The following is a 26612-nucleotide window of genomic DNA, read 5'->3' on the forward strand; positions in this document are numbered from 1 at the left end:
ATTCTCCGGAGGTCAGACAAACCTGCCGCCGGGGAATCGCCCCGCAATGAATATTTGTTTTATGGTTACTGCTTTCGCCCTACATGCTCAGGGGTATCGATTTCGAAGACTCCGTAGCTCCACCCGTGCCGGCGGTAGACCACCGATGGCCGGTTGGTCTCCTTGTTGACGAAGAGGAAGAAGTCATGGCCTATCAGTTCCATCTCGTAAAGTGCCTCGTCGATGCTCATGGGCTCGGCGATGTGCAGCTTGCGGCGGATGATGATGGGGGTGTCCCCCACCTGCACCTCGACCGACTGGCCCGGCTCCAGGTCCGATGCCACAGCAGTCTGGGCGCTGTTGTCCGGGTTGGGCTGCCGGCCCTGATCTCCCTGATCGTCTGAACGGTCATCCACAGGCAGATCAACGGGCACAGGCGGATGCTCCAGTCCACGACGGTGGTTCTTGCGGCGATCGCGGACTCGACGAAGGCGCTGGGTCAGCTTGTCCAAGGCCATGTCCAGTGCGCTGAACTCGTCAGCGCTGGAGGCCTCTGCGCGGATCACGGTCTTGCCGGCCTGGACGGTCAGCTCCACCCTTTTGGCGCTGTCAGCCTGGCGGGGATTGCCTTCATGCGTCAGAACGACCTGAATGCGCTGCGCATCGGGCGCGATGGCCGTCACCCTGTTCATCTTGCTGTCCACAACATCGCGGAACCGTTGCTTGATTTGGGTATGTCGACCGGTAATGACGATCTCCATGGGAATCTCCTTGCACTTGTGAGCGGATGAACCGCTGGTGCGATGGCAGACTTGGTCACCATCGACTGTGCTTCCGATTGTATCCGAAGAGCGAGGCTGACTCACTGATTGAGCTTGAGGCCACAGCGGAATCATGGCTGCTGGTCCAGTCGCTCAGTTCCGCTATGCTGTAACCCCGAGACCTCTCGGATGGCCGCGGCCCCTCCTCCTGGGAAGGGCTGAGGAACTTCCGGGCTCCGCAGAGCACGATGGCGGATAACGTCCGCCCAGGGCAACCTGAGAGATAGCGCAACAGAGAACAGACCGCTCGCCCGATAAAGGCGAGCAAGGGTGAAACGGCGGTGTAAGAGACCACCGGGTCGACGGTAACGCCGACCGCATGGCAAGCCTCATCGGGAGCAAGGCCAAGCAGAAGGCATTCAGGGGCTGCTCGTCCCGCCTTCGGGTAGGCCGCTAGAGCCTGGCGGCAACGTCAGGTCGAGATGGATGGCCATCCGTCGTCCGGATTCTAATCCGGCCGACGACAGAACCCGGGGTATATGAGAGGTCTCATTTTTCTTTTACTGCGCTGTGTCTGCAGCGTCTTGGCAACAATCAGCTCAATCAAGAGTGTCGTCAGGCACGAAAAGATCCGCTGCCACCTGGTTGAGGAGGCCAGGACTGTGGCCCTTACGGGATCCAGCACTCCAGAATCGCCTTTTGCGCACTTTGAGGTCGAGTCCGGCTGTCTTACGGGCCACCTTGCGACCAAGCTCATAGGCGGAGTCGACGAAGAGACCCTTACGAGATGCCTGGGCCACAACTTGTGCAGCCAGTTCCGGGTCCAGGCCCTTGCGGGTCATCTCCGAGAGCACGCCCCGCTCCCCCATGGTTCGACACAGACAGGAGCGCAAAAGATCCTGGGCATAGACCTGGTCATTCACAAGGCCCAGCCTGGTCAGTCGATCAATCACCTGATCGACCACCTTCGCATCAAACCCCTTGTCGACCAGACGACGGGCCAGAGCCCCGCTAGAACGGGCCGCCGCATCAAGCAGGGTCAGAGCAGCCTCCCGGCAAGCATCCGCGTCATCAGCATCCGCTCGTGGTATAGCAAGTGCAGAACCGCAGCCAAAACCACCGGCACGTGGGCGGCGGCCACGACGGCGGGTGCTTCTATCGGAACCTTGGGCGGAACGGCGCCCCCGGCAATGATGACCCGCTAAGGGGTTGACACCGGTATCAGCAGGTGCAGAACTGTCAATATCTTCCAAGCTGCCTCCGAATCGAGCAGCATGCCCCAGGACCAGGGCATGAGCCTGCGCTGAGCGGTTGTCATCCTTCTGAGCTGGGCAAGGACGAGCATCTGAGGCGGTCAGGGAGTCTGAGGTAGACCGTGAATCAGCAGCATGATCAAGGACTGTCACCGAACCTTCTGGACCTGCCAAACCCGCAGAGTCTGCCTGAAGCCAGCCCGATCGGGAATTCTTCGATCCCTTGTCAGATTCAGCAGAACCCTCGGTCTGCGCCAAGCGGACCGGATTGTCCTTGAGGAAATCCTCGGCCGAGATCATCGGGTCATGCAGCCTGGGCCGTGGGCACAGCGCTGTTGACGTCGACGGGAGCCGAGCCGTCTTCCTTGCCGCCTTGGCCAGAGTCGGCCTGATCAGCCTTGTCATCCTCGGTGGGAGCAGGAATGAGTCCGAAAGCAACCTTGACCTTATCCTCGATCTCCTTGGTCAAGCCGGGATTGTCCTTAAGGAACTGGCGGACGTTCTCCCTGCCTTGACCAAGCTGATCGCCTTCGTAGGTGAACCAGGAGCCCGACTTCTTGACGATATTGGTCTGCAGGGCCATATCCAGAACCGAACCCTCCTTGGAGATGCCCTCACCGTAGAGGATGTCGAATTCGGCCACCTTGAAGGGCGGGGCCATCTTGTTCTTGACCACCTTGACCTTGGTGCGATTGCCTACTGCCTCGTCGCCGTTCTTCAGGGTCTGGATACGGCGGATGTCCAGGCGTACCGAGGCATAGAACTTCAGGGCCTTGCCACCGGTGGTGGTCTCCGGGCTGCCGAAGAAGACACCGATCTTCTCCCTGAGCTGGTTGATGAAGATGGCTGTGGTGTTGGCCTGGGACAGGGCGCCGGTCATCTTGCGCAGGGCCTGGCTCATCAGACGGGCCTGGAGACCCACGTGGCTGTCTCCCATGTCGCCTTCGATCTCGGCCTTAGGCACCAGGGCGGCCACTGAGTCAATGACGATGACATCCAAGGCGCCCGACCGGATCAGCATGTCGGCGATCTCCAGCGCCTGCTCGCCATTGTCCGGCTGGGAGACGATCAGGGAGTCCGTGTCCACACCCAGCTTCTTGGCATACTCTGGATCCAAGGCGTGCTCGGCATCAATGAAAGCGGCAACGCCCCCGTCAGCCTGCGCATTGGCCACCGCATGCAGGGCCAAGGTGGTCTTGCCTGAGGACTCCGGACCGTAGATCTCAACAATTCGTCCGCGAGGGAGTCCACCGATGCCCAAAGCCATATCCAAGGCCAGGGACCCTGTGGGAATAACCTCCACGTCCTGGGCAGGCTTGTCGCCCAGACGCATGGCTGAACCTTTGCCGAAGCTCTTCTCAACCTGCGCGAGGGCCGTGTTCAAGGCTGCCTGGCGACGGGGGTCGATCCCGCCCTCCTCTTCCTTCTTCGCCTTGCCACTGTTGCTCTGACGTGCCATATGGCTCTCCTTCTTAGTAACCGACCTCACGATGACGACATCCTGATTGACGACCTCACGATTGACAGCCTATCCGTCGTCGAAACCCGTCTGCGGTCCCGGCGTCCGATGTGGTCGAACGTGCCGATGGTCACCGGACCATGGGTATCAGTATATCCGACCATGCGAACAAATGTTCGAAAAACGCCTGAAATGGGAAATAAATTCGCAGAGGATAAAACCTGCCTATCAGGCTGCCGGCATGGGCGGCGCATTGTGATCCTTCCCCCAACGCCGGGAGTCGGGGATCTCCATCTGATCGCAGAGCACGTTCCAGACCACACGCGGCTCCACGCCCGCATCCAGGGCTTCCACCACGGTCATGGCATCCAAGGCGGTCAGCCTTTGGTCACGGGCCAGACTGCGTCCGTAGACCCGACCGAAGACTTCCTCCAGCAACTGCCAGAACTCCCGCTCACGCACTCGGCATCACCTTTCGTCCAAGACCCACCCTGTCACAACCTTTCTGCAACAGCAACCATCCGCAAGCAATCAACTAACGAGACGAGCCGACTGCTACCAATCGACAAACCATGGACAGAATCCAACCGACAGCTTCCAACTGACAGAACCCGTCGACAATAGACAGTCAGCAGAAGAGGGCGCCTGGTTGCTAGAACCAGACGCCCTCCAGAACGGTCCGCCGGGCCAACCAGCTGGACCTGAGATGTTTACTCCTGAGTTGACTCCAGGTAGTCCGCCACCATCCGCAGGGTCTGCGGCACTCCCAGGCCCAGCGCGTCGGCGATGGAGCTCAACAGTTCGGAGCTGGCCTCCTTCTGGCCGCGTTCCACCTCGGACAGGTAGCCCAAGGACACACCAGCCTTTTCGCTGACTTCACGCAAGGTCTTGTGATCATTGGTCCTCAGCTCACGCAGCACATGGCCCAAGGCCTCGCGCAGGGAGACGGTATGAGTGACGGCCCGGCCGTCACTGGTGGAGGCTGCACGCTGACGGCTGGCTTCCATGCCGTCTTCCTCCATCCACATCTTGCTCAGGTTGGCCTGACGCTCCTCCTTGGCCTTCTTAGCGGCCTTGGCCCGGATTACCTGCTGCTGGGCGAAGACGACGGCGCGCCGCTGGGCGGGAGTCAGATCACGAACCCGCGCATTGCGCTCCACTCCGGGTGCGGCCGGCTTGACATCATACATATCGTTGGTTCGAGTCATCACGGTCTCGGTGCTGGCCATAGCAGCCCCTTTCGCCATTATCTTGTTCAACTTCTTACACAGTGACCAACAGTCGAGCCGGTGGATTATTCCAGGGGAGGAACCCGAAAGGCCCGCTTTGTGACCAAGGTCACGTATGCAAAAGAAAAGAGACGAGAACAAATACAGCCCCCGCTTTGCCTAAGCCTGCTGGCTACGATCAGCCTCGCGAATGCAGGGCCCGATCCAGCTGATCCAGAATCCGCATGACCGTACCCCGGCGCACCTGTTCGCGGTCTCCATCCAGATGCAGCTCATATGCATAGGTCCGATAGGCATGGGCCTGAAGACCGGTCTCTGAACGTCGACCCGTCACCCGGACAGGCAGAGCCAGACCAATGTAGACCAGCCCGGCCGGATCATCCCCATCAGGGCCCGGCCCGGCCACACCGGTGGTAGCCATGCCGATGACTGTATCCTCATGCCCCGGCCTGGTGTAGAGCCTGGCAGTGCCTTCAGCCATCTCCTGGGCGACCCGCGGATGAACCGCGCCCTGAGTGGCCAGCAAATCCTGATCCACCTTGAGGATGGCGGCCTTGGCAGCTATGTCGTAAGTGACGGCCGACCCGAGGAAGACGTCTGATGCACCGGGAATTCTGACAAAGGCATCGGCCAGCAGTCCCCCAGTCAGCGATTCAGCAGCGGCCAGCAGCAGGCCCGAATCACGGCAGGTGTCGATGATCCGTCCAGCCAGGTCGTCGCAACGGCCCTGCACGCTTTTGCCGATCATTGCCGCATCCCTATCAGGTATTCCGCACCCGAGTATAGGCAGAGGGCCAAGGCCACCAGTATGACCACGCGGGCGGTCACCAGGTACCAGGGCCAGACCGGAGACAGGGGCACCATGAGCATGCCCAGGCCGATGCACTCAAACAGGGTCTTGTACTTGCCAGCCCGGGAGGCCGCGATGACCCGTCCCTGCTTGTTGATGACCAGGACCCGCAGCAGGGTGATGCCCAGTTCCCTCACCAGGAAGAGCAGAGTGACCCACCACCAGAGCTCGCCGAAGACGGATGCCACAATGAGTGCCGAGCAGATCAGCAGCTTGTCGGCGATAGGGTCCATGAGCTTGCCCAGCTCGGTCACTTGGTTGTACCGGCGGGCCATCCACCCGTCCAGCTTGTCAGTCGAAGCGGCGAGGATGAAGAGCACGGCGGCGGTCCACCGCATGCCAAGCCTGCGCTCGCCCCAAGGACCGGCCATGAGATCCAAGGCGATGAAGACCAGGACCAGGAGAATACGGGTGTAGGTGACCAGATTGGGGGGTGAGTTCCATCCTTCGAGAAGCTTGCGCCTCTCTCGACCGGTCTTTGACTCGGCATGCTCCTGCATTGCCACTCCTTATACGCGATTCTCGTGCGCTCGGGCCGTCCAACGATACATGCCGGGCGGCAGTGTCATCATAACGGTAGACCAAGCCAAGCTTTTTGAACCGATGTTCAGCCCTGCGCTTGCCCATCCGCGGAGGCTGTGCCCTGATCCGGGACAGGGTCCATGGAGGAGGCATCGCCGCGGATGAAGGCCAGCGCCTGCTGCAGCTGAGGCGGCTGAATGAGCACCTCACGGGCCTTGGAACCCTCCGATGGCCCTACGATCCCCCTCGACTCCAGCAGGTCCATCAACCTCCCTGCCCTGGCGAAACCCACACGCAGCTTGCGCTGGAGCATGGAAGTGGACCCGAACTGGGTGGTCACTACCAGCTCAGCCGCCTGGAGCAGCTCGTCCATGTCGTCGCCGATCTCCTCCTGGATCTCGTTCTTGTGGTCAGCCTTGTCAGCCATCTGCTCGATGTCCTCGCGGTAGTGGGGCTTGCGCTGGGTGCGCACATAATCCACCGCCTTGCGGATCTCGGACTCGGAAACCCATGCCCCCTGGACACGGGTGGGCTTGGCCTGGCCCATGGGCAGGAAGAGGGCGTCGCCTTGGCCGATCAGGGTCTCGGCGCCGGTGGCATCCAGGATGACCCTGGAATCCGTGGAAGATGATGTGGCGAATGCCAGCCTGGAGGGGATGTTGGCCTTGATCAAGCCAGTGACCACATCCACCGAGGGCCTCTGGGTGGCCAGGACCAGGTGGACGCCGGCGGCACGTGCCAGCTGGGTGATCCGCTGGATGGAGCTTTCCACATCGTTCTTGGCCACCATCATCAGATCAGCCATCTCGTCAACCACCACGACCAGGTAGGGGTATGGGGCCACCTTGCGATTGGAGCCGGCCGGAGCATGGACCTTGCCCTCAAGCACGGCTTTATTGAAGTCCTTGATATGCCGGAATCCGAAGAACTGCAGATCGTCATAGCGGGCGTCCATCTCCTTGACCACCCACTCCAGGGCCTGGGCGGCCTTCTTGGGCTCGGTGATGATGGGCGTGAGCAGGTGGGGAATGCCGGCGTAGGCGCTCAGCTCCACGCGCTTGGGATCCACCATGATCAGACGAACCTGTTCCGGCGTGGCCCGCATGATCAGCGAAACCAGCATGGAGTTGATGAAGCTGGACTTGCCCGAACCCGTGGCGCCGGCCACCAGCAGGTGGGGCATCTTGGTCAGGTCAGCGGTCACATAATGGCCTTCCACGTCCTTGCCCACGGCGGTCATCATGGGGTTGTCGTCCTGCTTGGCCTTGTCGGAGCGCAGCACGTCGCCCAGGTGGACGATTTCGCGGTCCACGTTGGGGATTTCGATGCCGATGGCCGATTTGCCGGGGATGGGCGAAAGGATGCGCACATCCGAGCTGGCCACCGCGTAGGCGATGTTGCGCTGGAGGTTGGTGACCTTCTCCACCTTGACTCCCGGCCCCAGCTCCACCTCGTACTGGGTGACCGAGGGGCCGCGCAGGAAGCCCACCACCTTGGCATCCACGTCGAACTGCTGGAAGGTTGATTGCAGGGCTTTAATCACCGCGTCATTGGCCGAGGTCCTGACTGCGTGGGGCTTGCCCTTGACCAGCAGGTCCGTGCTGGGCAGCACATATGGACGGCTCTCGTCCGCCTGACGGTCATCAGAGGAGCCTGACGCACCGGCACCCTGGGCTCCAGTCGTCTGATCTGCGGCCTGACCATTGGCAGCGGCACCCGTTCCAGGAGCGGGCTGGGCCTCCATCTGCACGGTGTCGGCTGCAGCTGCGGCAGCGGCCCATGGATCCGAGGCCCCCACTCCGGACAAGGCGGCCGGGTCAACCTTGGGATGCCCCTGCTCTCTGGCATCCAGGAGGGCTGCCGCAGCAGGAGCCTCCACCTCAGGCAAGGCCTGCGTGGACGCTTGCGACTGATCACCTTGGCCAGTTCCTTCCAGAGAAGCCGCCTGGGAAAAGGGCTCGTCAGCCTCATAACGCTCAAGGTGGGTATCCGTGTCCTTGCCAATGCGGCCATGCAGCAGCCGACTGAACCAGCCGACCACCCCGCCCCGGCCGGCGGTCTGGGCTTCCTCCTGGTCCGGCTCCTGATGGGTGGGCACGCCCGGTGCCAGGGGCAGGGTGTCATCGCCCAGCCTGACCTCATTGGGGGCAGTCTTCCCCGAGCTGGAGACATGAGCATTCCTGCCCTGCACCCAAGCAATGAGGTCGCTGATATGGAATCTAAAGGTGATGAAAAGGCCGAAAATGGCCACAAGGACGAAGATGATGACTGCAAAGACCTTGGACAGCCCCCAGGCCAGGGGCGAACCCAGGGCGAACCCCAGAAGGCCACCTGAGTCAGTGATGGCCGTCATGTCGAAGCCGCGATAATCCGAGGCCATAAGCACGTCCAGAATGGAACAGACCGACCAGAGCACTACCAAAAGGCCGCCCACCACAGGCAGGTTGCCCGCCTCGCGCCCGGTATAGCAGACCAGCCGGAAGGCTGCAAAAAGCAGGACCACAGGCAGGATGATGCTGCATCGTCCCAAAACTCCCGCAGCCAAGACATGCAGTCCACGTCCCAGAAAACCGTCCACGCGGAACCACTCGCTGGCACAGAAAAGCACGGCCAGGATAACCAGAACGAAGCAGAGCCCATCCTTGCGGTAGGCGGAGTCGTCGCCCTTCTTGCCGGCCACACCGCGCACCAGGGATCCCAAGCCCCGAGGCAAGGCCAGCAAGGCCTTGTGCCAGAAAGGTTCCGAGTCCTGGCTGCCCTTGGATGCGGTCCGGCCGCGACGATGTGCGTCTGCTTGCTGCTTACGTGTCATAACCCTTTCAGCCTACCCAGAACCCCGGTCCGCATCGGGCTCGCAGGGTCGGTGTGCACAACACTTTCAGACGGGGGCCGCCAGGGCTAGCATCGTTGACATGACACCAGCCGAACGTCAGAGCGCCGTGGCCTTCGCCCTGCGCAACCTGTTTCTGGATGACTGTCAGCCCGGTTCTTCGGTTCTTGAAGCGGCGAACGACTTCGTGGCAGGCAGAGCGGAAGCCGAGGAGCTGTCCGACCAGGCTCAACGCTTAGAGGCCCAGACCAGTCATGGGAATGCCCATACAGATGCCCTGTTTCTGCGGACCATCCTGGTCTGCGAGCGGCCATGGGCGCCCGAGGGCGATCTTGACGAACTGCGGACCATTCATCGCCGGCTGCTTCCCAGCCTGCCGGAAGAGAGAATGTTGCGCCGAGCTCTGCAGGACAGCGATGCCAGTCTGTATCCGGCATCGATGCTGGAGCAAGGAGCTGCGGCTATCAGCCAGGAGCTGGCGGCCGAACGCAACCTGGCTAGCCTGGACCGTCCGGTCATCGTGGATAGCCTGGCCCATTTCTACGATGAGCTCTCCTACCTGCACCCCTTCTCCGACTGCGACGGCATGACCCTGCGTATTTTCCTCTCGCGCCTGTCCCACGATGCAGGCTGGGACCTGGACTGGGGACGGGCTGATCCGAGTGCCCACCGCCGAGCCATCCAGCGAGCGCTACTGGGCAATGCCGATGAGCTGCAAGCCCTGATCGCGGGTATGGTCCGCCCGGTCAACCCAACCAGAATATTTCTGATCGCCGGATGGGACCAGGGTCCAGCCCACTGAATCGAAACGCCACCCGACAATTCCGGCAGTCTCAGCCTGCGAGCCGTTCGTTGCCGCTGCGCTTGGCAGCCTCGATAATCGGGGCGCTTTGATTGATCAGGCGGGTTGCACCGGCCTGATCGTGGTCCCGGATGTGCCCCCAGTATTCGATCTTGAGCCTTACATACCGCTTCCGTGCACGCAGATCGGTCATCCGATGGTCCAACCGCCGTCCTTGCTCGTTCAGGAGCTCGATCTGCCGTCCAGCAGCCTCGGCTCCCCCCGCCCGGTTGCCCAGGTACTCCCGCATGTGCTCCAGGGACATGCCCGTGGCGCTTAGGCAGGAGATGGTCTCCAGCAGATCCAGGTCCTCCTGGCTATAGCAACGGTGGCCGCTTGAGGGATCCCTGGTGATGGGCGGAATGATGCCGATGGTCTCGTAGTAGCGCAGGGTGGTCTCCGGCATCCCGGACATGAGCGAGGCCTGGCGGATGCTGTACCAGGGTCCGGATTCCCGGACCCGCTGGGTTTCAGCCTGGGGCTGCATGATTGTAGTCATACTCGTCCAGCCTAGGAACTTCAAGTACTTGAAGTCAAAGCGCGCCCAGATGGTGTCTGGTCACCCTCCCCTGGTCCGACTGGTCGGCCTGGGCATCCGCCTGGTCGAAGCAGCCTTGGTCGGCCTGGTCCAGCAGGTCCAGGGCCTGCTGCACCAGGTCAGGAGCCAAGGCATTCAGCCAGTGGATGCGCGGATCCCGGCCGAACCAGCCCATCTGCTTGCGGGCCAGACGCTTGGTCTTCTGCGCTATCAGTTCGAAGGCGGAATCCAGATCGGTGCAGCCCTCCAGATAGTCAAGAATCTGCTGATACCCCAGGGCGCGGGCGGCCGTGGTCCCCAGACGGTTCTGCAGCCCTTTCACCTCATCGACCAGTCCTTGGTCGCGCATCGACTGGGTTCGCTGGTCGATCCTACGGTCCAGTTCCTCCCGGGGCAGATCCAGCCCCAGCTGCAGAGCGGGCAGCAGGTAGCGGTATCGGGGCAGACTGGCCGAATAGGGTCGTCCGGTGATCTCCATGACCTCCAAAGCCCGCACAGTACGCCTCACATTCCGAGGGTCCATCCTGGCTGCAGCCTCCGGGTCGCGCTCCTGCAGCTCGCGGAAGAGCAGCCCAGGGCCCTCCTCCTGGGCCCGCTCCTCCAGCCTGGCCCTGACCGCCGGATCGGTGCCGGGAAAGGACAGATCATCGATGACCGCCCGTGTATAGAGCCCGGAGCCGCCGACCAGAATGGGCCGAATCTTCTGCGCCCGCAGGTCGGCTATCAAGGACCGGGCCATGTCCTGGAAACGGGCCACGCTCATGGCCTCCTCCGGCCCGATGATGTCGATCAGGTGATGAACCACCGCCTGCCGCTCCTGGACCGAAGGCTTGGCCGTGCCCACATCCATCCCCCGGTACATCTGGTAGGCATCAGCATTGACGATATGAGCCCTTTGCCCGCGTGCCTGCAGAGCCTGTGCCAGGGCCACTGCCAGGGCGGTCTTGCCCGAGGCTGTGGGACCCACGATGGAGATGATGCGGGGTCCCTCCCCGGCAGACTGCTCCAGTTCAACGGATGTCATAGACCTGCCCTGCCTGAGGATCCGGGTCAGCGATCAGGTAATGGGGTCCTGCCTGTGTGACAGTACAGGTGACCAGGTCGCCGGGCTCTGGCGCTGTCATCCCCCGGGGCACACCCACATGGACCAGCATTCCGGTGCGCTCATGCCCAGTCACCCGATGGGTGCTGCCGTCATGTCGGCCATGCCCATCGCCGATCAGCACCTCCACTTGTCTGCCCAGGAAGGCCTGCATATGCTCCATAGTGATGGACTCCTGCAGGGCCTGCAGACGCTCGAACCTGTCCTGGACCACAGCCTTGGGCAGCTGCGGCATGCGCGAGGCCGGGGTGCCCGGACGGGGCGAATACTCAAAGATATAGGCCGATGAGAAGCGTGCCCGGCGCACCACATCCATGGTGGCTCGGAAGTCCTCCTCCGTCTCCCCTGGGAAGCCCACGATGATGTCAGTGGTGATCAAGGCATCGGGCATGGCAGCCCGCACCTTGTCCAGTATGTCCAAAAAGCGCTGAGACCGGTAGGAGCGCCGCATGGCCCGCAGAATCCGGTCGGAACCCGATTGCAGGGGCATGTGCAGCTGGTGCATGACCGTGGGCGTCTCGGCCATGGCCGCAATCACATCGTCGGTGAAGGCCGCCGGATGGGGCGAGGTGAAGCGGATTCTCTCCAACCCAGGCACCCGGCCGCAGGCGCGCAGAAGTCGGGCGAAAGCGTAGCGGTCCCCTGTGGACCAGCCGTAGGAGTTGACGTTCTGTCCCAGCAGGGTCACCTGGCGGGCCCCTGAGCGCACACAGTCTTTGACCTCCTGAAGGATGTCGTCCATGGACCGGTCCCGCTCCCGCCCACGCACCGAGGGCACGATGCAGAAAGTACACGTGTTGTTGCAGCCGACCGAGATGGACACCCAGGCCTGCGAGCGCGAGGCCCTGACCGCTGGCAGCCGCCCGGGCAGATCCCGCAGATCCTCCGAAACCCCTACCTGGGGCCGTCCGTCCTTGCGGGCCTTGTCCAGCAGGCCAGGCAGCGAGCCGATGTCCCTGGTGCCAAAGACTGCATCCACCCAGGGCGCCGCTCGAACGATCCGCTCCCGGTCCTTCTGGGCCATGCAGCCGCCCACGGCTATGCGCGTGTCGGGCTTGTGCTGCTTGAACCTGTGCCAGCGCCCAATGGTCCCGTACATGCGTTTGGTAGCGTTGTCGCGTACAGCGCAGGTGTTGAGCACCATCACGTCCACCTCGTGCGCACGGACCTGCTCGGGCGTGGCCTGCTGGTAGCCCTGGGCCCGAAGCACCCCGGCGATCCGCTCGGAATCGTGCTCGTTCATCTGACAGCCCAGGGTCCGCACATAGTAGACGCCTCTGCTGTCCTTATGCTGAGCGGTCACGCTCATGCCCTCGCCTGATTCCATAAGCCACGATTGTATGCGCAGGTCGGGTCCCGCGGCCATCGTGACCTGTGCGTACCATGAGTCATGGTTACGAACGTCGGCATGGGAGGTTCGCGTGATACTCGACCGTAACAGTGCCATGAGCGCATCCGAGATGAAACAGCGGCTGTCCGATCTGGACGAGGAGGACCGCCCCAAGCTGAACATCGACGAGATAACGGAATTCGTCAATCTCATGCAGACCTACGAGGGGGCCATGTACGAGATTTCGACCAAGCTGGATGTGCTGGACACCGAATTCCAGGTCAGGTTCAGTCACAACCCCATACACCACATGGAGCGCCGGCTCAAGAGCGTGGACTCCCTGATCGGCAAGCTGCACCGTAAGAACCTGCCCGTCACCATTCCCTCGGTTCGCGATCACATATTCGACGTGGCTGGCGTGCGCGTCATCTGCAACTACCGGGACGATGTCTACTCGGTATCCCGCTACCTTTCCGACCAGTCGGACATCCAGGTGCTGCGGGTCAAGGACTACATCCGCAATCCCAAGATGAATGGCTACCGCAGCCTGCACGTCATCTACGCCGTGCCGGTCTTCCTGACCTCAGGCCCTCACTACACGCCGGTCGAGGTGCAGTTCCGCACCATCGCCATGGACTACTGGGCCTCCCTGGAGCACCAGTTGCGTTACAAGTCCGACCTGCCCGATGCCCGCCTGGCCGAGCACTCGCAGACCCTGCTGGACTGTGCCCGCTCCCTGCAGAACATCGAAGTGCAGATGCAGTCGATCCACCGCGACATTTCAGGCTCGCCCCAGGAGCAAGATTCCGATGACGATGCCATCAGCGGCAATACCGACTAGCTGAATTCTTACAAATCCTTTACCATAGGATTCAGGCCAGGTGGAAGGTTGGGGCTTCCGCCGGGCCTTTGGAGGAGACCCGCCTTTAAGGTCGGGTCTCCTCCCCGTATCATTAACCTCTTAAAAGTCGAAGTTGTCAGGGTCCGCGCCGGTGCGCTCGTCCCTGTTCATGGCGGTGATGGCCTTCATCTCCTCATCGCTCAGCTCGAAGTCGAAGACCTGCGCGTTCTGCTCGATCCGCTCCTTGTGGGTGGACTTGGGGATGACGATCACCCCGCGCTGCAGATGCCAGCGCAGCACGATCTGTGCCGGGGAGCGGTTGTAGCGCTCGGCCATGGTCTTGAGCCTGGGGTCGGCCAGCAGATTGCCGCCGGTGCCGCCCAGGGGGCTGTATGCTTCCACATCCACGCGCAGGATGCCGTGGCAGTAGTCGATCAGGTCGCCGTTGACGAACTGGGGCGAGGACTCGATCTGGTCGACCGCCGGATTGGTGCCGCTGATGGTGTGCAGCTCGTCGAGGTGATGCTTCTGGAAGTTGCAGACCCCGATGGCCCGCACCCGCCGCTGAGTGTAGAGCTCCTCCATGTCTTCCCAGGCCTGTTGCCAGCCCTCGGCGGGCCAGTGGATCAGGTAGAGGTCCAAATAGTCCACGCCCAGCCGGTCCAGGCTCTCCTTGAAAGCCTCCTTGGCCCGTCCTGCGCGAATGTCGTCGTTCCATAGCTTGGTGGTCAGGAAGACATCCCGCCGGTCAACCCCGGAGCGGCGCAGCCCCTCCCCCACGGACTGCTCGTTGCCGTAGATCATGGCGGTGTCGATGTGGCGATAGCCTGCCTGGAGGGCCCAGGTGACTGCTTGGGTGGTGGCCTCGCCGTCGGGGGTTTGGAAGACCCCAAGGCCCAGCTGGGGAATGCTGACCCCATTGTTGAGGATGATGGCGGTGTCGGTGACGTTTCCGGTCATATAGGCATGCTCCTTGTTGGCCAATCACAGGCCGAGACGTATTGTGTGTTCATTCTATGCGCCAGGCAAGATGGGATCGGCAGCTGATCACGGCATGTCTTAATTAGCAGCTGTCACGTAGGCATCTGCCCGCACATTTTTTGCGTGTTGTTCGTTGGCTGGGTGGCGAGACGAAAAATGGATGCCTCAGGAAGACAGCTGGTTTCCGCCATGGCCTTGCGTTTGGCCCAGGACAAGCATCGAAAGGACAGACGGCTTCCTCTGACAGGCAGGGGGCATGCCGCCAGCCTGCAATCGCGGCGATCCAGCCTGATTCCAGCCAGAGCAAACACCCTGTATACCGCCAAATCCGCCATGTATACTTGAGCAAGATGACCATCCGCCATAGGCGGCAATGACAAGGAGGAGCAGATGGCTTTCAACGGGAATCCCCGGCCGCAGGCCCCATACGGTCAGTACGCGCAGCAGCCAATGCCGACCATGCAGGGCGGTGAGCCCTACGGCATGGGCTCGCCCATCGACACCAACGCAGCATACAGTTTTGAAAAAGCTGAGCGGGTCTCCATGTCCCGCGCCTATGCGGAGATGGCCGTCGGCCTGTTGGTCACCGCCCTGACGGCCTATCTGACCGCCCGGACCGGACTGCTCCTGGCTTTCATGCAGGCCACGGGGGCTCTGGGCTGGATCGGCATGGCCGTGGTCCAAGTGGCCTTCGCCATGATTCTGAGTGTCCGGGTCATGCGCATGCGCACCTCCACCGCCCGGGTTATGTTCTACCTCTATGCGGCCTTGATGGGCTTCACCCTGAGCACCATCTTCATGACCTACTCACTGCCGTCCATCATGCTGACCATGGTGATCAGCGCAGGCTTCTTCTTCGTCCTCAGCATGCTGGGGCTGACCACACGGCGCAACATGCTGGGTATGGGGTCCATCTTCATGGCCGGCCTGCTCATGCTGATTCTGGTCCAGGTGGTCATGCTCTTCGTGGCCCCCTCCAACACGGCCCTGCGCGTAGTCTCGGCCATCGGCATCATCCTCTTCGCCGGGCTCACCATGTATGACGCCCAGCAGACCAGGGTCATCTTCGCCGCCTATCGCAGCCAGGGACCGGAGGCCATCAAGCGGGTCTCCATCCTCTGCGCCCTCAACCTTTACCTGGACTTCGTCAACCTCTTCCTCTACATCCTGGACCTGGTCGGCGATCGCAACTGACAAAGAAATCCCCCGCCCCTAGCGCTTTCGAAATTAACCAAAAGCGTTGAGGCGGGGATTTTCGTATCCTCTTCAGGCCTCCTGGTCGGCCTTGGCCAGCAGACCGCGCAGCACGTACTGCAAGATGCCGCCGTTGCGGTAGTAATCAGCCTCGCCAGGGGTGTCGATGCGCACCTTGGCCGCAAACTCCACCCTGCCGCCGTCGGACCGCTGGGCCCGCACCTGAACCTGCTCGGGCAAGGAGCTGTTCAGGGCATCGACGCCGATCAGGTCATAGGTCTCCTGGCCATCCAGACCCAGACTCTGGGCCGACTGACCCGCAGGGAACTCCAGCGGCAGCACGCCCATGCCGATCAGGTTGCTGCGGTGGATGCGCTCAAAGGATCTGGCGATGACGGCCCGCACGCCCAGCATCCGGGTGCCCTTGGCCGCCCAGTCCCTTGATGAGCCCGTCCCGTACTCGCTGCCGGCCAGCACCACCAAGGGCGTGCCCTGCTTGGCATAGTCCTGCGCCGCCTCGAAGATGGTCGTCTCCTGGCCGTTCAGGAAGTCGTAGGTGAACCCACCCGGGCGCACATCCAGCCCCACCGAGGCCAGCAGCTGGTTGCGCAGGCGGATGTTGCCGAAGGTGCCCCGGACCATGACCTCATGGTTGCCGCGCCGGGAGCCATAGGAGTTGAAGTCCCTGGGGGCTATGCCATGCTCCTGCAGGTAGCGGCCGGCCGGTGCGTCGGCTTTGATGGCCCCTGCGGGCGAGATGTGGTCGGTGGTGACCGAATCCCCCAGCAGGGCCAGCACCCGGGCCCCTTGGATGTCCTCCAGGGGGTCGGGCTGGGCCTTCATGCCGTCGAAGAAGGTCTGGCGACGGATGTAGGTGGAATCCTGATCCCAGTGGAAGAGCTCTCCCTCCGGCACCTCCAGCTTCCGCCAGCGCTTGTCTCCGCCGAAGACGTCCGCATAGTCACGCAGGTACATGTCCCGGTCCAGGGCGGTGCCCACCACGGACTCGATGGCCTCCTGGGAGGGCCAGATGTCCGCCAGCATGACCGGCCTGCCCTGGCTGTCCCGGCCCAGGGGGTCGCGCCAGGGGTCGAAGTCCATGGTGCCGGCCAGGGCGTAGGCCACCACCAGGGGCGGCGAGGCCAGGTAGTTCATCTTCACATCAGGGCTGATGCGCCCTTCGAAGTTCCTGTTGCCCGAGAGCACGGCCGTCACCGTCAGGTCGTGGTCGGCGATGGCCTGGTGGATGGCCGGGTCCAGGGGGCCGGAGTTGCCGATGCAGGTGGTGCAGCCGTAGCCGACCAGCTCGAAGCCCAGGGCGTCCAGGTCCTTGCTCAGGCCGGTTCGGTTCAGGTAGTCCGTCACCACCTGGGAGCCGGGAGCCAGCGAGGTCTTGACCCAGGGCTTGGGCTTGAGGCCCCGGGCACGCGCCTGGCGGGCCAGCAGACCGGCGGCCACCATGACCGAGGGGTTGGAGGTGTTGGTGCAGGAGGTTATGGCCGCGATGACCACATCCCCGTCCCGCAGGCTGAACTCGCTGCCGTCGGCCTTCCTGACCGGCACAGCCTCGCCCTTGTCCTTGTCCTGGTCGATGTAATCCTTGAGGTCACGTTGGTAGGTCTTCTGGGCCTGGTCCAGCAGGATGCGGTCCTGGGGCCTCCGGGGGCCGGCAATGGAGGGACGCACCGTGGACAGGTCCAGCTCCAGCACCTGGGAATACTCAGGCTCGGGGCAGTCGGCATCCTCCGGGTCCATCCACAGGCCGTTGGCCTTGGCATAGGCCTCCACCAGGCGCACATGCTCGTCGCTGCGGCCGGTCAGACGCAGGTAGTCCAGGGTGATTCGGTCGATGGGGAAGATGGCGCAGGTGGAGCCGAACTCGGGGCTCATGTTGCCCAGGGTGGCCCGGTTGGCCAGGGGAACCTGGGCCAGGCCCTTGCCGTGGAACTCCACGAACCGGCCGACCACGCCCACCTCGCGCAGCATCTGGGTCACGGTCAGCACCACGTCGGTGGCGGTGACCCCCTCGGGGATGGATCCGGTCAGCTTGAAGCCCAGGACCTGGGGCACCAGCATGGAGATGGGCTGGCCCAGCATGGCCGCCTCGGCCTCGATGCCGCCCACGCCCCAGCCCAGCACGCCCAGGCCGTTGACCATGGTGGTGTGGGAGTCGGTGCCCACGCAGGAGTCCGGGTAGACCAGGGCCGGCCCCTCCCCTTGGGTCCTGTCCCTGCGCATGACCACCTGGGCCAGGTACTCAAGGTTGACCTGGTGGATGATGCCGGTGCCCGGGGGCACCACGCGGAAGTTCTGGAAGGCCTGCTGGCTCCAGCGCAGGAAGCGGTAGCGCTCACTGTTGCGCTGGTATTCCATGTCCATGTTGTGTTCCAGGGCGCCGGGCACGCCCGAGCTGTCCACCTGGACGGAGTGGTCGATGACCATCTGCGCGGGGATGAGCGGGTTGACCAGGGAGGGGTCGTCGCCCAGGGCCTTGATGGCGTCGCGCATGGTGGCCAGGTCGACCATGCAGGGCACGCCGGTGAAGTCCTGCATGAGCACCCGGGCGGGGCTGAACTGGATCTCCCTGTCGGGCTGGGCCTTGGGGTCCCAGTCCAGCAGTTGGTCCAGCTGGTCCCGGGTCACCGTGGTTCCGTTCTGGTGCCGCAGCAGATTCTCGGCCAGGATGCGCAGGCTGTAGGGCAGGTGGTCGATCCCCGGCAGGTCGCTGATCCGGTAGTATTCGAACTCCTCGGAGCCCACCTTGAGCTTGGAACGACCGGCATCTTGTGCGGATTCTGACATGCACCACCCCTTCCTTGGACGCTCAGGCACTGCCCTTGCGCCCATGTGGACCGGCGGCGGGAGGACCCCAGGCCGTCAGTGACGCTATCTGTGCTTTTTAGGTTCCAGTCTTAGCCCCGATGTGTTACCTGACGGATGTAACGTGCGCATGCTGGATAGCCAAGAACGGCCAGGACCATGAGCAGGGCTCCCACCAGGACGAAGGCCACGGTGGCGACCAGGGCCGGTCCGGTGGGCAGGCTGATGGCGAAGAACTGCGCCACCAAGGGAATCAGGGCCCCGATCACCCCGGCTGCGGCAAAGAAGAGGACCAGCAGACCCCTCCAGGAGCGCAGGGGCCGGGCCACCTGGGTCAGGACCAGCACGCCCATGCAGAAGAGGACGATGGCGCAGACCGACCGCCAGCGCCCCAGGTCCCCGGGCCGGGCCAGATCCAGGCCCAGCAGACCAGGCAGGCTCCAGGCCGCCGCCAGCACAATCAAAGCAATGGCGATGCCCGAAGGCAGGGCGAAGGTGACCACCCGATTGAGGAAGCCGGGCCGGTAGCGCCTGGTGTTGGGGGCCAGCGCCAGGAAGAAGGCCGGGGTACCGATGGTCAGGGCACCGATGTAGGTGATGTGCCGGGGCAGGTAGGGGAAGGGGATGCCGGTCAGGACCACGCCCAGGGAGATCAGGGCCGAGTAGACGGTCTTGACCAGGAAGAGGCCGGCCACACGCTCCATGTTGGCCATGACCTGCCGACCCCGGGCGACCACGTCGGGCAGGTGGGAGAAGCGCGAATCCACCAGGACCAGCTGGGCCACGGCCTTGGTGGCGGCGGCCGCATTGCCCATGGCGATGCCCAGGTCCGCCTCCTTCAGGGCCAGGGAGTCGTTGACCCCGTCGCCGGTCATGGCCACCGTATGGCCCTTCAGGTGCAGGGCCTGGACGATAGCCTTCTTCTGGTCGGGCAGGACCCGGCCCAGCACGTCCACGTCCTCCAGGACCTCGGCCAGGGCAGCCGTGTCCTCGGGCAGCTGACGGGCATCCATGGCCCTGGGCGCCCGGTCGCCGGTCAGGCCCACCTTGTTGGCGATGGCCGCCACCGTGGCCGGGTTGTCGCCCGAGATGACCCGGCAGCGCACGCCCTGCTGGCGGAACCAGGCCAGGGTCTCGGCGGCGTCGTCGCGGATGTGCTCCGAGCAGGTGATCAGGGCCAGAGGCTTCAGGTTCCCGGGCAGGTCGGGGCTGCTGGTGAAGTAGTCAGGCTGGTCGGTGCTTGGATACCCGTCGGGGGCGGCCAGCATCAGCACCCGGTAGCCACGGTCGGCCAGGTCAGTCACCTGCTGGTCCACCTGGGGCCAGCTGCCAGCCTGGGATGCCAGGAGCACCTCCGGGGCGCCGAAGTACCAGATTTTGCCGGACTGGTCGGCCACGGCGCTCCACTTGCGAGCCGAGGAGAAGGGCAGACGGCTGACGGCCCTGCTGGGGTGCAGGTCGTCCATCCCCTTGAGGATGGCCCGGCCGGTGGCGTTGGGGCTCTCCTCCGCACAGACATCCACCAGGGCCTGCCGCAGCTGCTGTGCCGGTAGGTCCTCGGCCAGCGGATGCAGGTCGTCATAGACGATGCCCCCGTCGGTGATGGTGCCGGTCTTGTCCAGATTCAGGGCATCCACACGGGCCAGGGTCTCCACGGACTCCATCTGCTGAACCAAAGTTTGATGCCGTGCCAGGCGGATGGCGGCCAGGGCGAAGTTCAGGGAGGTCAGCAGGACCAGACCCTCGGGGATCATGCCCACCACCCCGGCCACGGCGGACACCACGGCCTGCCGCCAGGCTCCTGTGGCCAGCGCCGTCTGGAAGCCGCCCACGGTCCGCATCTGGGTGAAGATGAGCAGCAGGCAGAGGGGGATGACCACTATGGTCATAACCTTGAGGATGGTGTTGATGCCCTCGTTCAGGTCGGAGCGGACCTTCTTGTAGACCTTGGCCTTGGCCGTCAGCGTGGCGGCATAGGAGTCGGCGCCCACTGCGGTCACCTGCGCCAGAGCCATGCCCGAGACGGCCGTGGAGCCCGAATAGACCTGGTCGCCCGGCTTGTGCTTGACCGTACGCGACTCGCCGGTCAGCATGGACTCGTCCAGCTCCAGACCATAGGTGCCGATGATCTGTGCGTCGGCGGGCACCTGGTCCCCGGAGCGGATCCAGAGCAGATCCCCCTTGACGATGTCATCGTGGGGCACGGTCAGGTTGCGCCCATCCCTGCGCACCGTATAGTCGGAGGCCACCAGAATGGACAGCCCGTCCAGGGTGTGCTTGGCCTTGAGCTCGGTGGCCACGCCGATGCCGGTGTTGATGATGATGACCAGGCCGAAGACCGCGTCCTTCCACTGTCCGGTCAGCAGGACCACCACCATAGCGGTCAGGATGATCCCGTTGAAGAGGGTGAAGACGTTGTCGCGGATGATCTGGCCCAGGCTGCGGGAGGTTTGGTCCTGGGAGACGTTGACCAGACCCCTGGCCTTCAGCTGCTCCACCTCATGGGAGCTCAGCCCCGGCCGGCCGGTGTCCGGAAAGCCTGTGCCCGCCGTTGTGCCCGCAGCCGGCTCTTGATCACTGCCTGTGCTCATCCTTGGCCCCCCTCTCAGTCGGCGCTCAGGCGCACGGCCATTATCCTTGCATGCGGTCCGTCGTCCACGATGGTCTGCAGAGCGTCAGCCAGCAAGGGCGCGTCCCGATTCCCGGCAGGATCCACCGGGTGAACCGTAGCCGCATAGTAGAGCCTACCTGGGTCAGGGGTCCAAGCCTTGGCGCTTTGAGCGAACTCTACCACAGGGATGCCCGCCTTCCGGGCTGCCTTCAGTGCAGGGGTCCAGTCGCCGGGTCCGGGCCGACGGATCAGAATCAGACTGACCCCACGGTTGACGGCATCTTGCACCCCATCCTGCTGATCGCTGGTGGACTGCGCCGAGGAGAAATAACCCTTCATGCGCTCCGCCTTCAAGGATGCCAGAATGCGGCTGTCAAGACCGGTATCGGGTTCCTTGTCGCCCTTCTGGGGGCATCCAATCAAAGCCACGAGTGTGTCGGACCGATCCACGCCGTCATGGGGCACGGTGCCCTCATGCCAGGAGTCACCCACGGCCCTGTCCTTAGGGGCGCAGCCGGTCAGCATGGGCAGACCTGCCAGCAGAGCGACCGCCAGCAACAGACCCGCCAGCCGCCTGACCGCTGCCACAATCCGCCCGGCGCGGCTCATGTCAGCGCTGCCTTCCCGCCGTGCGTGTGAAGAGCGCCACGGTCTCCACGTGGTGGGTCATCGGGTAGATGTCAAAGGCCTCAAGATGCTTGGGGCTGTAGCCCAGGGAGATCAGGGTGGCCGTATCCCTGGCCAGGCTGGTCGGGTCGCAGGCCACATAGATGATGGTCTGCGCCCCGCTGGCGGCTAGCAGTCGGCAGACCTGAGCCTTGGCACCGGCCCTGGGCGGATCCAGCAGGATCAGGTCGGGATGGCCCAGCCCCTTGGGCGGACCGCCAGCCAGGACCTTGGCCACGTCCCCTCGCCGCAGGACCACCCGGTCCAGTCCGGCCTGCTTCACGTTGTGTTTCGCGCTGGCAATGGCCCCAGCGGATCCCTCCACGGCCAGGAGCCGGGCACGTCCGTCGGCCAGAGTGGCCAGGGGCAGGGTGAAGAGCCCCGATCCGCAGTAAAGATCCCAGATGACCGGTTCGGCGACCCCATTCAGGGCCTGCCTGGCCTGGTCCAGGACCGCCTTGGTCAGCACGACCGGTGCCTGGCGGTGGATCTGCCAGAATCCGTCGGCCCGAACCTGGTAGACAGGTCCTGCCCCGGCCTCCAGCCGCTCCGTCAACAGGCGGCTCCCCTTACTCAGGCGTCCATCCACCAGCAGCGCGAAGTTGTCGCCAACCGGTCCCCCATCGCGCGGCTGGGGCACAGCCAGGCGTATGCGGGCACCAGCGGGCAGGCCGCCCTCCCAGATGCCCAGTTCGTCGGCCTGGTCCAGCAGCTCTTGGGTGGCCAGAGGCATGGTCTGAACCGGCAGACGATCATGCGAACCCCGACGGCGCATGGAGGGGCGTCCCTGGTCGTCGGCCACCAGCTCGATTCGGGTTCTCCAGCGCAGGCCACCCAGCTCCTCATCGCCCGGAACACGAGCCACCGGCACCTGGACGTCCACCCCGCCCAGGCGAGACATCTGCTGACCAATCAGATCAGCCTTCCAAGTCAACTGACCTGGCAGGCTCACATGAATCAGATCAGCGCCACCCAGGCCGCCTCCCCAGGCCAAGGGTCCGGCCAGAGGCCAGACGGGTTCACGTCGGTCGGGGCTGGCCTCCAACACCTGGGTGACCTCGCCCGTGGCGAATCTGCCGGCCCGGCCGTGAGGCTCGTCCAGGAGGACCTCCACCAGCTCCCCGGGCAGAGCAAAGCGGACGAAGACCACCCGGCCGTCCTCCAGGTGACTCACACAACGGCCCTGGTCGGCATAGCGTTCGATGCGCAGACGGACCCTGGTCTCAGTCATGATCGGCATAAACCTCCTGGTCGGCCTGACGACGATGGTAGGGGCCGCCGATCAGCAGCCAGCTGACCCAAATACCCAGTGCAAACAAGGGCAAGCCCAGAATCAGGCGTGCGGCGCCAAGAAACCCGACGGAACCAGTCAGGTAGAGCGGCACCTGAACCAGCAGGCGCAGCGCAAAGACGGCGATCCAGACCAGGGTGGCCTGATTATAGGCCCGTACCAGCTCTGGTTCACTGCGCCAGGAGGCCAGCCATTGTCTCCACCCGGAAACGACGGGTCGGCGCAGGTACTCCACCAGCAGGCCGATGCCAGGCATCCGTGCCAGCAGCGAGGCGCCCAAAACGATGATCCAGAATCCGTTGGTCAGGAATCCTGGCAGATAGTAGTTGCGGGCATCCCGGGTCAGCCATGCGGCCACCAGACAGATGCCCACCGAAAGCAGACCAGCCAGCGCCCCCAGAAAGGACTGCCGCAGGACCAGACGAATCAAGAGCTGCACGACGGCCAGGGCCGCCGAAAGCGCCACGGTCAGCCCCAGACGGCCGGTCACCAGGAAGACAACCAGAAATACCAGCCCTGGCAGCAGCGACTCGACAATCCCCCGCCATCCGCCGATGGCCTCCATGACGGAGAAATCGTCGTCGGCCAGCGCTGCCAGCCCGGAATGCTTCTGCTTCACAGCCTCAGCGGACCTCCGAGAACATGGGTCCGCGAGACAATGTGGTCTTCACCTCGGTCTGCTGGTCCGAGTCGAAGGGGCCCTCCGGCCTGCCGGGGATCTGCGCACTCTCATCGTTCTTGGACTCCGAGTCTTCGGCTTCTCCGCGGCGTTGGCTGGGTGTGATGGGCGCATGCATGGGAACCAGGTCACGAGGGGCCAGGGGCTCATCGCCACGGACCACGACCAGGTCGGCCAGGTAGTCGTCGAGCACATCCTTCTCCTTGCCGCCCTTGGCTGCAGGGCCGGAGAAGATGCCTCGCAGCATCCAACGGGGTCCGTCGATACCCACCACCCGGGTCAGCAGGTTCTTGCCCTTGACCTTAACGGGCAGGGTCAGCTCCTTGCCGAAGACGCCGTCCACCTCCTTGCAGGAGGGGTTGGCCTTGAGCAGGTCGGCCCGGACCTCGTCCCACAGGCCCAGGGACTTGGGGGCCGCGAAGGGCTCCAGCTCCAGACTGGAGGATTTGTAGGTGATGGTGGCTCCCAGCACGTCGCCGGTCTGCGAGTTGGCCTTGAGCCTCAGCTCGCTACCCTTAAGGAAGGGCAGCATCAGGGCGCCGATGTCCAAGTACTCATCGGTATCGGGAGCCTCAGAATCCATGCTGTCCCAAGGTCCTTTCCCGCTATGTTCGGCTTCGTCCTGCTCTGCAGCCGTCTCATCGCGGTCAGACTGAGAGGTCTGGTCAGATTTCTCTGTGGACTCCTCATCGTCCTTGGACTCGTTTAGCTCCTTGGACTGGTCCTCCTGATCCTCGACGGCCTCTTCGGCCTGCTGCTTGGCGCGTTTCTTGCCGAAACCGAACAATCCCATGATGCCTCATTTCCTTGTGGGTCGGTGCAAAGGATGCCTAGTCAAGACCCAGGCGCAGCTTGCCGCCAGGGATGGCGTCCAGCAGATCCTTGGTGTACTGGCGCTGCGGGTGGTCGAAGACCTCGTCGGTGGTGGCGTGCTCCACCAGTCGGCCGTGCTGCATGACCACCACCTCGTCGGCGATCTGCCTGACCACGGCCAGATCGTGGGTGATGAACAGGTAGCTGAGCCCTTGCTCGGCCTGCAGGTCGTTGAGCAGCCGAAGCACCTGGTCCTGGACCAGCACGTCCAGGGCGGAGACGGCCTCGTCGCAGATGATCACATCCGGATTCAGGGCCATGGCCCGGGCGATGGCGATGCGCTGACGCTGTCCGCCGGAGAGCTCGTTGGGGTAGCGCCCCATGACCGACTCGGGCATCTCCACCATGTCCAGCAGCTCCTTGACCCGCTTCTGCCGGGACTTGGCGTTGCCGATCTTGTGGATGCGCAGGGGCTCCTCGATGGAGCGGTAGATGGAGTACATGGGGTCCAAGGAGCCGTAGGGGTTCTGGAAGACGGGCTGCACGTGCCGGCGGAACTCCATGAGCTCATGGCTGCCGAAGCCGGAGATGTCCTGGCCCTCGTAGGTCACCCGGCCCGAGGTGGGCTTGAGCAGGTGCAGGACCATGTTGGCCACAGTGGACTTGCCGGAGCCGGACTCCCCCACGATGGCCAGGGTGGTCCCCCTCTTGACCGAGAAGGAGACGTCGTCCACGGCCTTGAACAGCTCCTTGCGTCTGGGCAGCCTGAACTCGCGGGTCAGGTGCTCCACGGTGATGACGTGCTCGCTGCGCTCCAGGGTGCTCTCGCCCTTGACATGGTGCTCCAGCAGGCCTTCAGCATCCTGGCCGCGCTGCTTGGCGGAGATGATGCGCTGGGAGGCCAGCGAGGGCGCAGCCTGGACCAGCCGCTTGGTGTAGGGGTGCTGGGGATGCTGCAGGACCTCCAGGCTGGGTCCGGACTCCACCACCTGACCACGGTACATGACCACGATGTGCTGGGCACGCTCGGCTGCCAGACCCAGGTCGTGGGTGATGAAAAGCACCGCGGTGCCCAAGGATTCGGTCAGGTTGCGCAGGTGGTCCAGAATCCGCTTCTGGACGGTCACATCCAGGGCGCTGGTGGGCTCGTCCGCAATCAGCAGGTCGGGCCGGGAGGCCAGGCCGATGGCGATCAGGGCACGCTGGCGCATGCCGCCGGAGAACTCATGCGGATACTGCCGGGCCCTGGTGGCAGCCTCGGGCAACCCAGCCTCCGACAGCAGACCGGCAATGCGGTCGTCCATATCAGAGCCGGTCACATGCTCCTTGGCCACCGTCCAGGCCGTGTCGTCGTCCACACCGGCATCAATCAGGGACTTGGCCACGCCCCAGCGGGTCTCGGAGCCAACATCCCACTCGGCCTTCATGGCCTCCATGGTCTTGTCCACGTCGGCCACCCCGGCATCGCTCAGGGCCTGACGGGCGGCCTCGAGCAGGCCAGACAAATCCTTGGAGGAGATGAAGAGCTCGTCGTCGGATTTCTTGACCTTCACCTCTTCGTCGCCAGCCAGGGCTTTGGCCAACCGGGAGCGCTTCTCCCGGGAGACATCCATATGGTTGGCGGTCAGCGCCTCCTTGACCTGGGAGCCGATGCGCCAGACCGGGTTCAGATTGCTCATGGGGTCCTGCGGAACCAGGCCCACCTGGGAGCCACGCAGCGCCTCATAGTCCTTGCGGTCCAGGCCCACCAGCTCGCGGCCATTGAGCCGGATGCTGCCGCCGGTCACCTTGCCGGTGCCAGGCAGAAGGCCCAGCACGGCCATGGCCGAGGTGGACTTGCCCGAGCCGGACTCCCCCACGATGGCCACCCACTGGCCGGGGTAGACGTTGAAGGAGGCGTTACGAACTGCGTGAACGGTGCGCCCATCGGCGGTAAAGTCCACCTGCAGGTCCCGCACATCGAGCAGGGGCTGATTCTCCTGATTGGTGGTCGTATTCTTGTCTGCTTCAGTCATGCTTCCT

The 26612-nt window shown here is 63.7% G+C and carries 22 protein-coding genes and 1 other RNA gene; 4 read left to right on the forward strand and 19 right to left on the reverse strand.

Annotated elements, in window-relative coordinates:
- Positions 1 to 65: 65 nt before the first annotated feature.
- Positions 66 to 740 carry a ribosome hibernation-promoting factor, HPF/YfiA family gene (hpf, locus tag ACGG9J_RS01975; RefSeq protein WP_390133137.1) on the reverse strand — a complete coding sequence of 225 codons (675 nt, stop codon included), beginning with the start codon at positions 738 to 740 and terminating at the stop codon, positions 66 to 68.
- A 177-nt stretch (positions 741 to 917) separates the two neighbouring features.
- On the opposite strand from hpf, the gene rnpB reads away from it, so the two are divergent.
- An RNA gene (rnpB, locus tag ACGG9J_RS01980) (RNase P RNA component class A) lies at positions 918 to 1295 on the forward strand.
- A 44-nt stretch (positions 1296 to 1339) separates the two neighbouring features.
- Here rnpB and ACGG9J_RS01985 read toward each other — a convergent pair.
- The 7 genes from ACGG9J_RS01985 to ACGG9J_RS02015 all read right to left on the reverse strand — a co-directional run bounded on the left by ACGG9J_RS01985 (position 1340) and on the right by ACGG9J_RS02015 (position 8865).
- Positions 1340 to 2293 (reverse strand): regulatory protein RecX, encoded by a 954-nt coding sequence (locus ACGG9J_RS01985; protein ID WP_390133138.1) that lies wholly within the window; start codon positions 2291 to 2293, stop codon positions 1340 to 1342.
- Positions 2294 to 2297: 4 nt separating this feature from the next.
- Positions 2298 to 3452, reverse strand: coding sequence for a recombinase RecA (gene recA, locus ACGG9J_RS01990; protein ID WP_390133140.1), 1155 nt, complete (start codon positions 3450 to 3452; stop codon positions 2298 to 2300).
- Between the two features lie 228 nt (positions 3453 to 3680).
- Positions 3681 to 3914, reverse strand: a complete 234-nt coding sequence (locus ACGG9J_RS01995; protein ID WP_390133142.1) for a DUF3046 domain-containing protein — start codon at positions 3912 to 3914, stop codon at positions 3681 to 3683.
- A 248-nt stretch (positions 3915 to 4162) separates the two neighbouring features.
- Positions 4163 to 4681 carry a helix-turn-helix domain-containing protein gene (locus ACGG9J_RS02000; RefSeq protein ID WP_390133144.1) on the reverse strand — a complete coding sequence of 173 codons (519 nt, stop codon included), beginning with the start codon at positions 4679 to 4681 and terminating at the stop codon, positions 4163 to 4165.
- Between the two features lie 178 nt (positions 4682 to 4859).
- Positions 4860 to 5429 (reverse strand): CinA family protein, encoded by a 570-nt coding sequence (locus tag ACGG9J_RS02005; protein WP_390133146.1) that lies wholly within the window; start codon positions 5427 to 5429, stop codon positions 4860 to 4862.
- A complete protein-coding gene (pgsA, locus tag ACGG9J_RS02010; RefSeq protein ID WP_390133148.1) occupies positions 5426 to 6031 on the reverse strand; it encodes a CDP-diacylglycerol--glycerol-3-phosphate 3-phosphatidyltransferase in 606 nt (201 codons plus the stop codon). Before pgsA ends, ACGG9J_RS02005 begins: the two co-directional genes overlap by 4 nt.
- A 107-nt stretch (positions 6032 to 6138) precedes the next feature.
- Complete coding sequence (locus tag ACGG9J_RS02015) at positions 6139 to 8865, reverse strand: FtsK/SpoIIIE family DNA translocase (protein ID WP_390133149.1); 2727 nt, start codon at positions 8863 to 8865, stop codon at positions 6139 to 6141.
- A 100-nt stretch (positions 8866 to 8965) separates the two neighbouring features.
- On the opposite strand from ACGG9J_RS02015, the gene ACGG9J_RS02020 reads away from it, so the two are divergent.
- Positions 8966 to 9685: a Fic family protein gene (locus tag ACGG9J_RS02020; RefSeq protein WP_390133151.1), complete on the forward strand. Its 720-nt coding sequence runs from the start codon at positions 8966 to 8968 to the stop codon at positions 9683 to 9685.
- Positions 9686 to 9716: 31 nt separating this feature from the next.
- Here the strand turns inward: ACGG9J_RS02020 and ACGG9J_RS02025 are convergent, their stop codons facing one another.
- From ACGG9J_RS02025 to miaB, 3 genes are read right to left on the reverse strand one after another with little or no spacing between them, the layout of a single operon-like run.
- The gene (locus tag ACGG9J_RS02025) at positions 9717 to 10223 is read right to left on the reverse strand and encodes a MerR family transcriptional regulator (RefSeq protein ID WP_390133153.1); all 507 of its coding nucleotides are present in this window, start codon (positions 10221 to 10223) and stop codon (positions 9717 to 9719) included.
- Between the two features lie 34 nt (positions 10224 to 10257).
- Positions 10258 to 11286: a tRNA (adenosine(37)-N6)-dimethylallyltransferase MiaA gene (gene miaA / locus ACGG9J_RS02030; protein WP_390133155.1), complete on the reverse strand. Its 1029-nt coding sequence runs from the start codon at positions 11284 to 11286 to the stop codon at positions 10258 to 10260.
- On the reverse strand, positions 11273 to 12673 hold the full coding sequence (gene miaB, locus ACGG9J_RS02035) for a tRNA (N6-isopentenyl adenosine(37)-C2)-methylthiotransferase MiaB (RefSeq protein WP_390133157.1): 1401 nt from the start codon (positions 12671 to 12673) through the stop codon (positions 11273 to 11275). The genes miaA and miaB overlap by 14 nt, the downstream gene beginning before the upstream one ends.
- A gap of 151 nt (positions 12674 to 12824) precedes the next feature.
- Between miaB and ACGG9J_RS02040 the strand changes: the two genes are divergently transcribed.
- Complete coding sequence (locus tag ACGG9J_RS02040) at positions 12825 to 13535, forward strand: GTP pyrophosphokinase (RefSeq protein ID WP_390135282.1); 711 nt, start codon at positions 12825 to 12827, stop codon at positions 13533 to 13535.
- Between the two features lie 120 nt (positions 13536 to 13655).
- Here the strand turns inward: ACGG9J_RS02040 and ACGG9J_RS02045 are convergent, their stop codons facing one another.
- A complete protein-coding gene (locus ACGG9J_RS02045) occupies positions 13656 to 14495 on the reverse strand; it encodes an aldo/keto reductase (protein ID WP_390133159.1) in 840 nt (279 codons plus the stop codon).
- Positions 14496 to 14906: 411 nt separating this feature from the next.
- Here ACGG9J_RS02045 and ACGG9J_RS02050 point away from each other — a divergent pair, with 411 nt between their 5' ends.
- Positions 14907 to 15710: a Bax inhibitor-1/YccA family protein gene (locus ACGG9J_RS02050; protein ID WP_390133161.1), complete on the forward strand. Its 804-nt coding sequence runs from the start codon at positions 14907 to 14909 to the stop codon at positions 15708 to 15710.
- Between the two features lie 72 nt (positions 15711 to 15782).
- On the opposite strand, the gene acnA is transcribed toward ACGG9J_RS02050, so the two are convergent.
- The 7 genes from acnA to ACGG9J_RS02085 form a co-directional block, all read right to left on the reverse strand.
- Positions 15783 to 18512, reverse strand: a complete 2730-nt coding sequence (gene acnA, locus ACGG9J_RS02055; RefSeq protein WP_390133163.1) for an aconitate hydratase AcnA — start codon at positions 18510 to 18512, stop codon at positions 15783 to 15785.
- 110 nt (positions 18513 to 18622) lie between these two features.
- Positions 18623 to 21121 carry an HAD-IC family P-type ATPase gene (locus tag ACGG9J_RS02060; RefSeq protein ID WP_390133165.1) on the reverse strand — a complete coding sequence of 833 codons (2499 nt, stop codon included), beginning with the start codon at positions 21119 to 21121 and terminating at the stop codon, positions 18623 to 18625.
- A gap of 14 nt (positions 21122 to 21135) precedes the next feature.
- Complete coding sequence (locus ACGG9J_RS02065; RefSeq protein ID WP_390133167.1) at positions 21136 to 21750, reverse strand: substrate-binding domain-containing protein; 615 nt, start codon at positions 21748 to 21750, stop codon at positions 21136 to 21138.
- Between the two features lies 1 nt (position 21751).
- Positions 21752 to 23038 (reverse strand): class I SAM-dependent RNA methyltransferase, encoded by a 1287-nt coding sequence (locus ACGG9J_RS02070; protein WP_390133169.1) that lies wholly within the window; start codon positions 23036 to 23038, stop codon positions 21752 to 21754.
- Positions 23031 to 23717, reverse strand: a complete 687-nt coding sequence (locus ACGG9J_RS02075; protein WP_390133172.1) for a DUF3159 domain-containing protein — start codon at positions 23715 to 23717, stop codon at positions 23031 to 23033. The genes ACGG9J_RS02070 and ACGG9J_RS02075 overlap by 8 nt, the downstream gene beginning before the upstream one ends.
- 4 nt (positions 23718 to 23721) lie before the next feature.
- The gene (locus ACGG9J_RS02080) at positions 23722 to 24570 is read right to left on the reverse strand and encodes a DUF3710 domain-containing protein (protein ID WP_390133174.1); all 849 of its coding nucleotides are present in this window, start codon (positions 24568 to 24570) and stop codon (positions 23722 to 23724) included.
- 37 nt (positions 24571 to 24607) lie between these two features.
- On the reverse strand, positions 24608 to 26605 hold the full coding sequence (locus ACGG9J_RS02085; RefSeq protein ID WP_390133176.1) for a dipeptide ABC transporter ATP-binding protein: 1998 nt from the start codon (positions 26603 to 26605) through the stop codon (positions 24608 to 24610).
- Positions 26606 to 26612: the final 7 nt, after the last annotated feature.

Source organism: Bifidobacterium apicola (assembly GCF_042846865.1).
GTDB classification, from domain to species: domain Bacteria; phylum Actinomycetota; class Actinomycetes; order Actinomycetales; family Bifidobacteriaceae; genus Bombiscardovia; species Bombiscardovia apicola.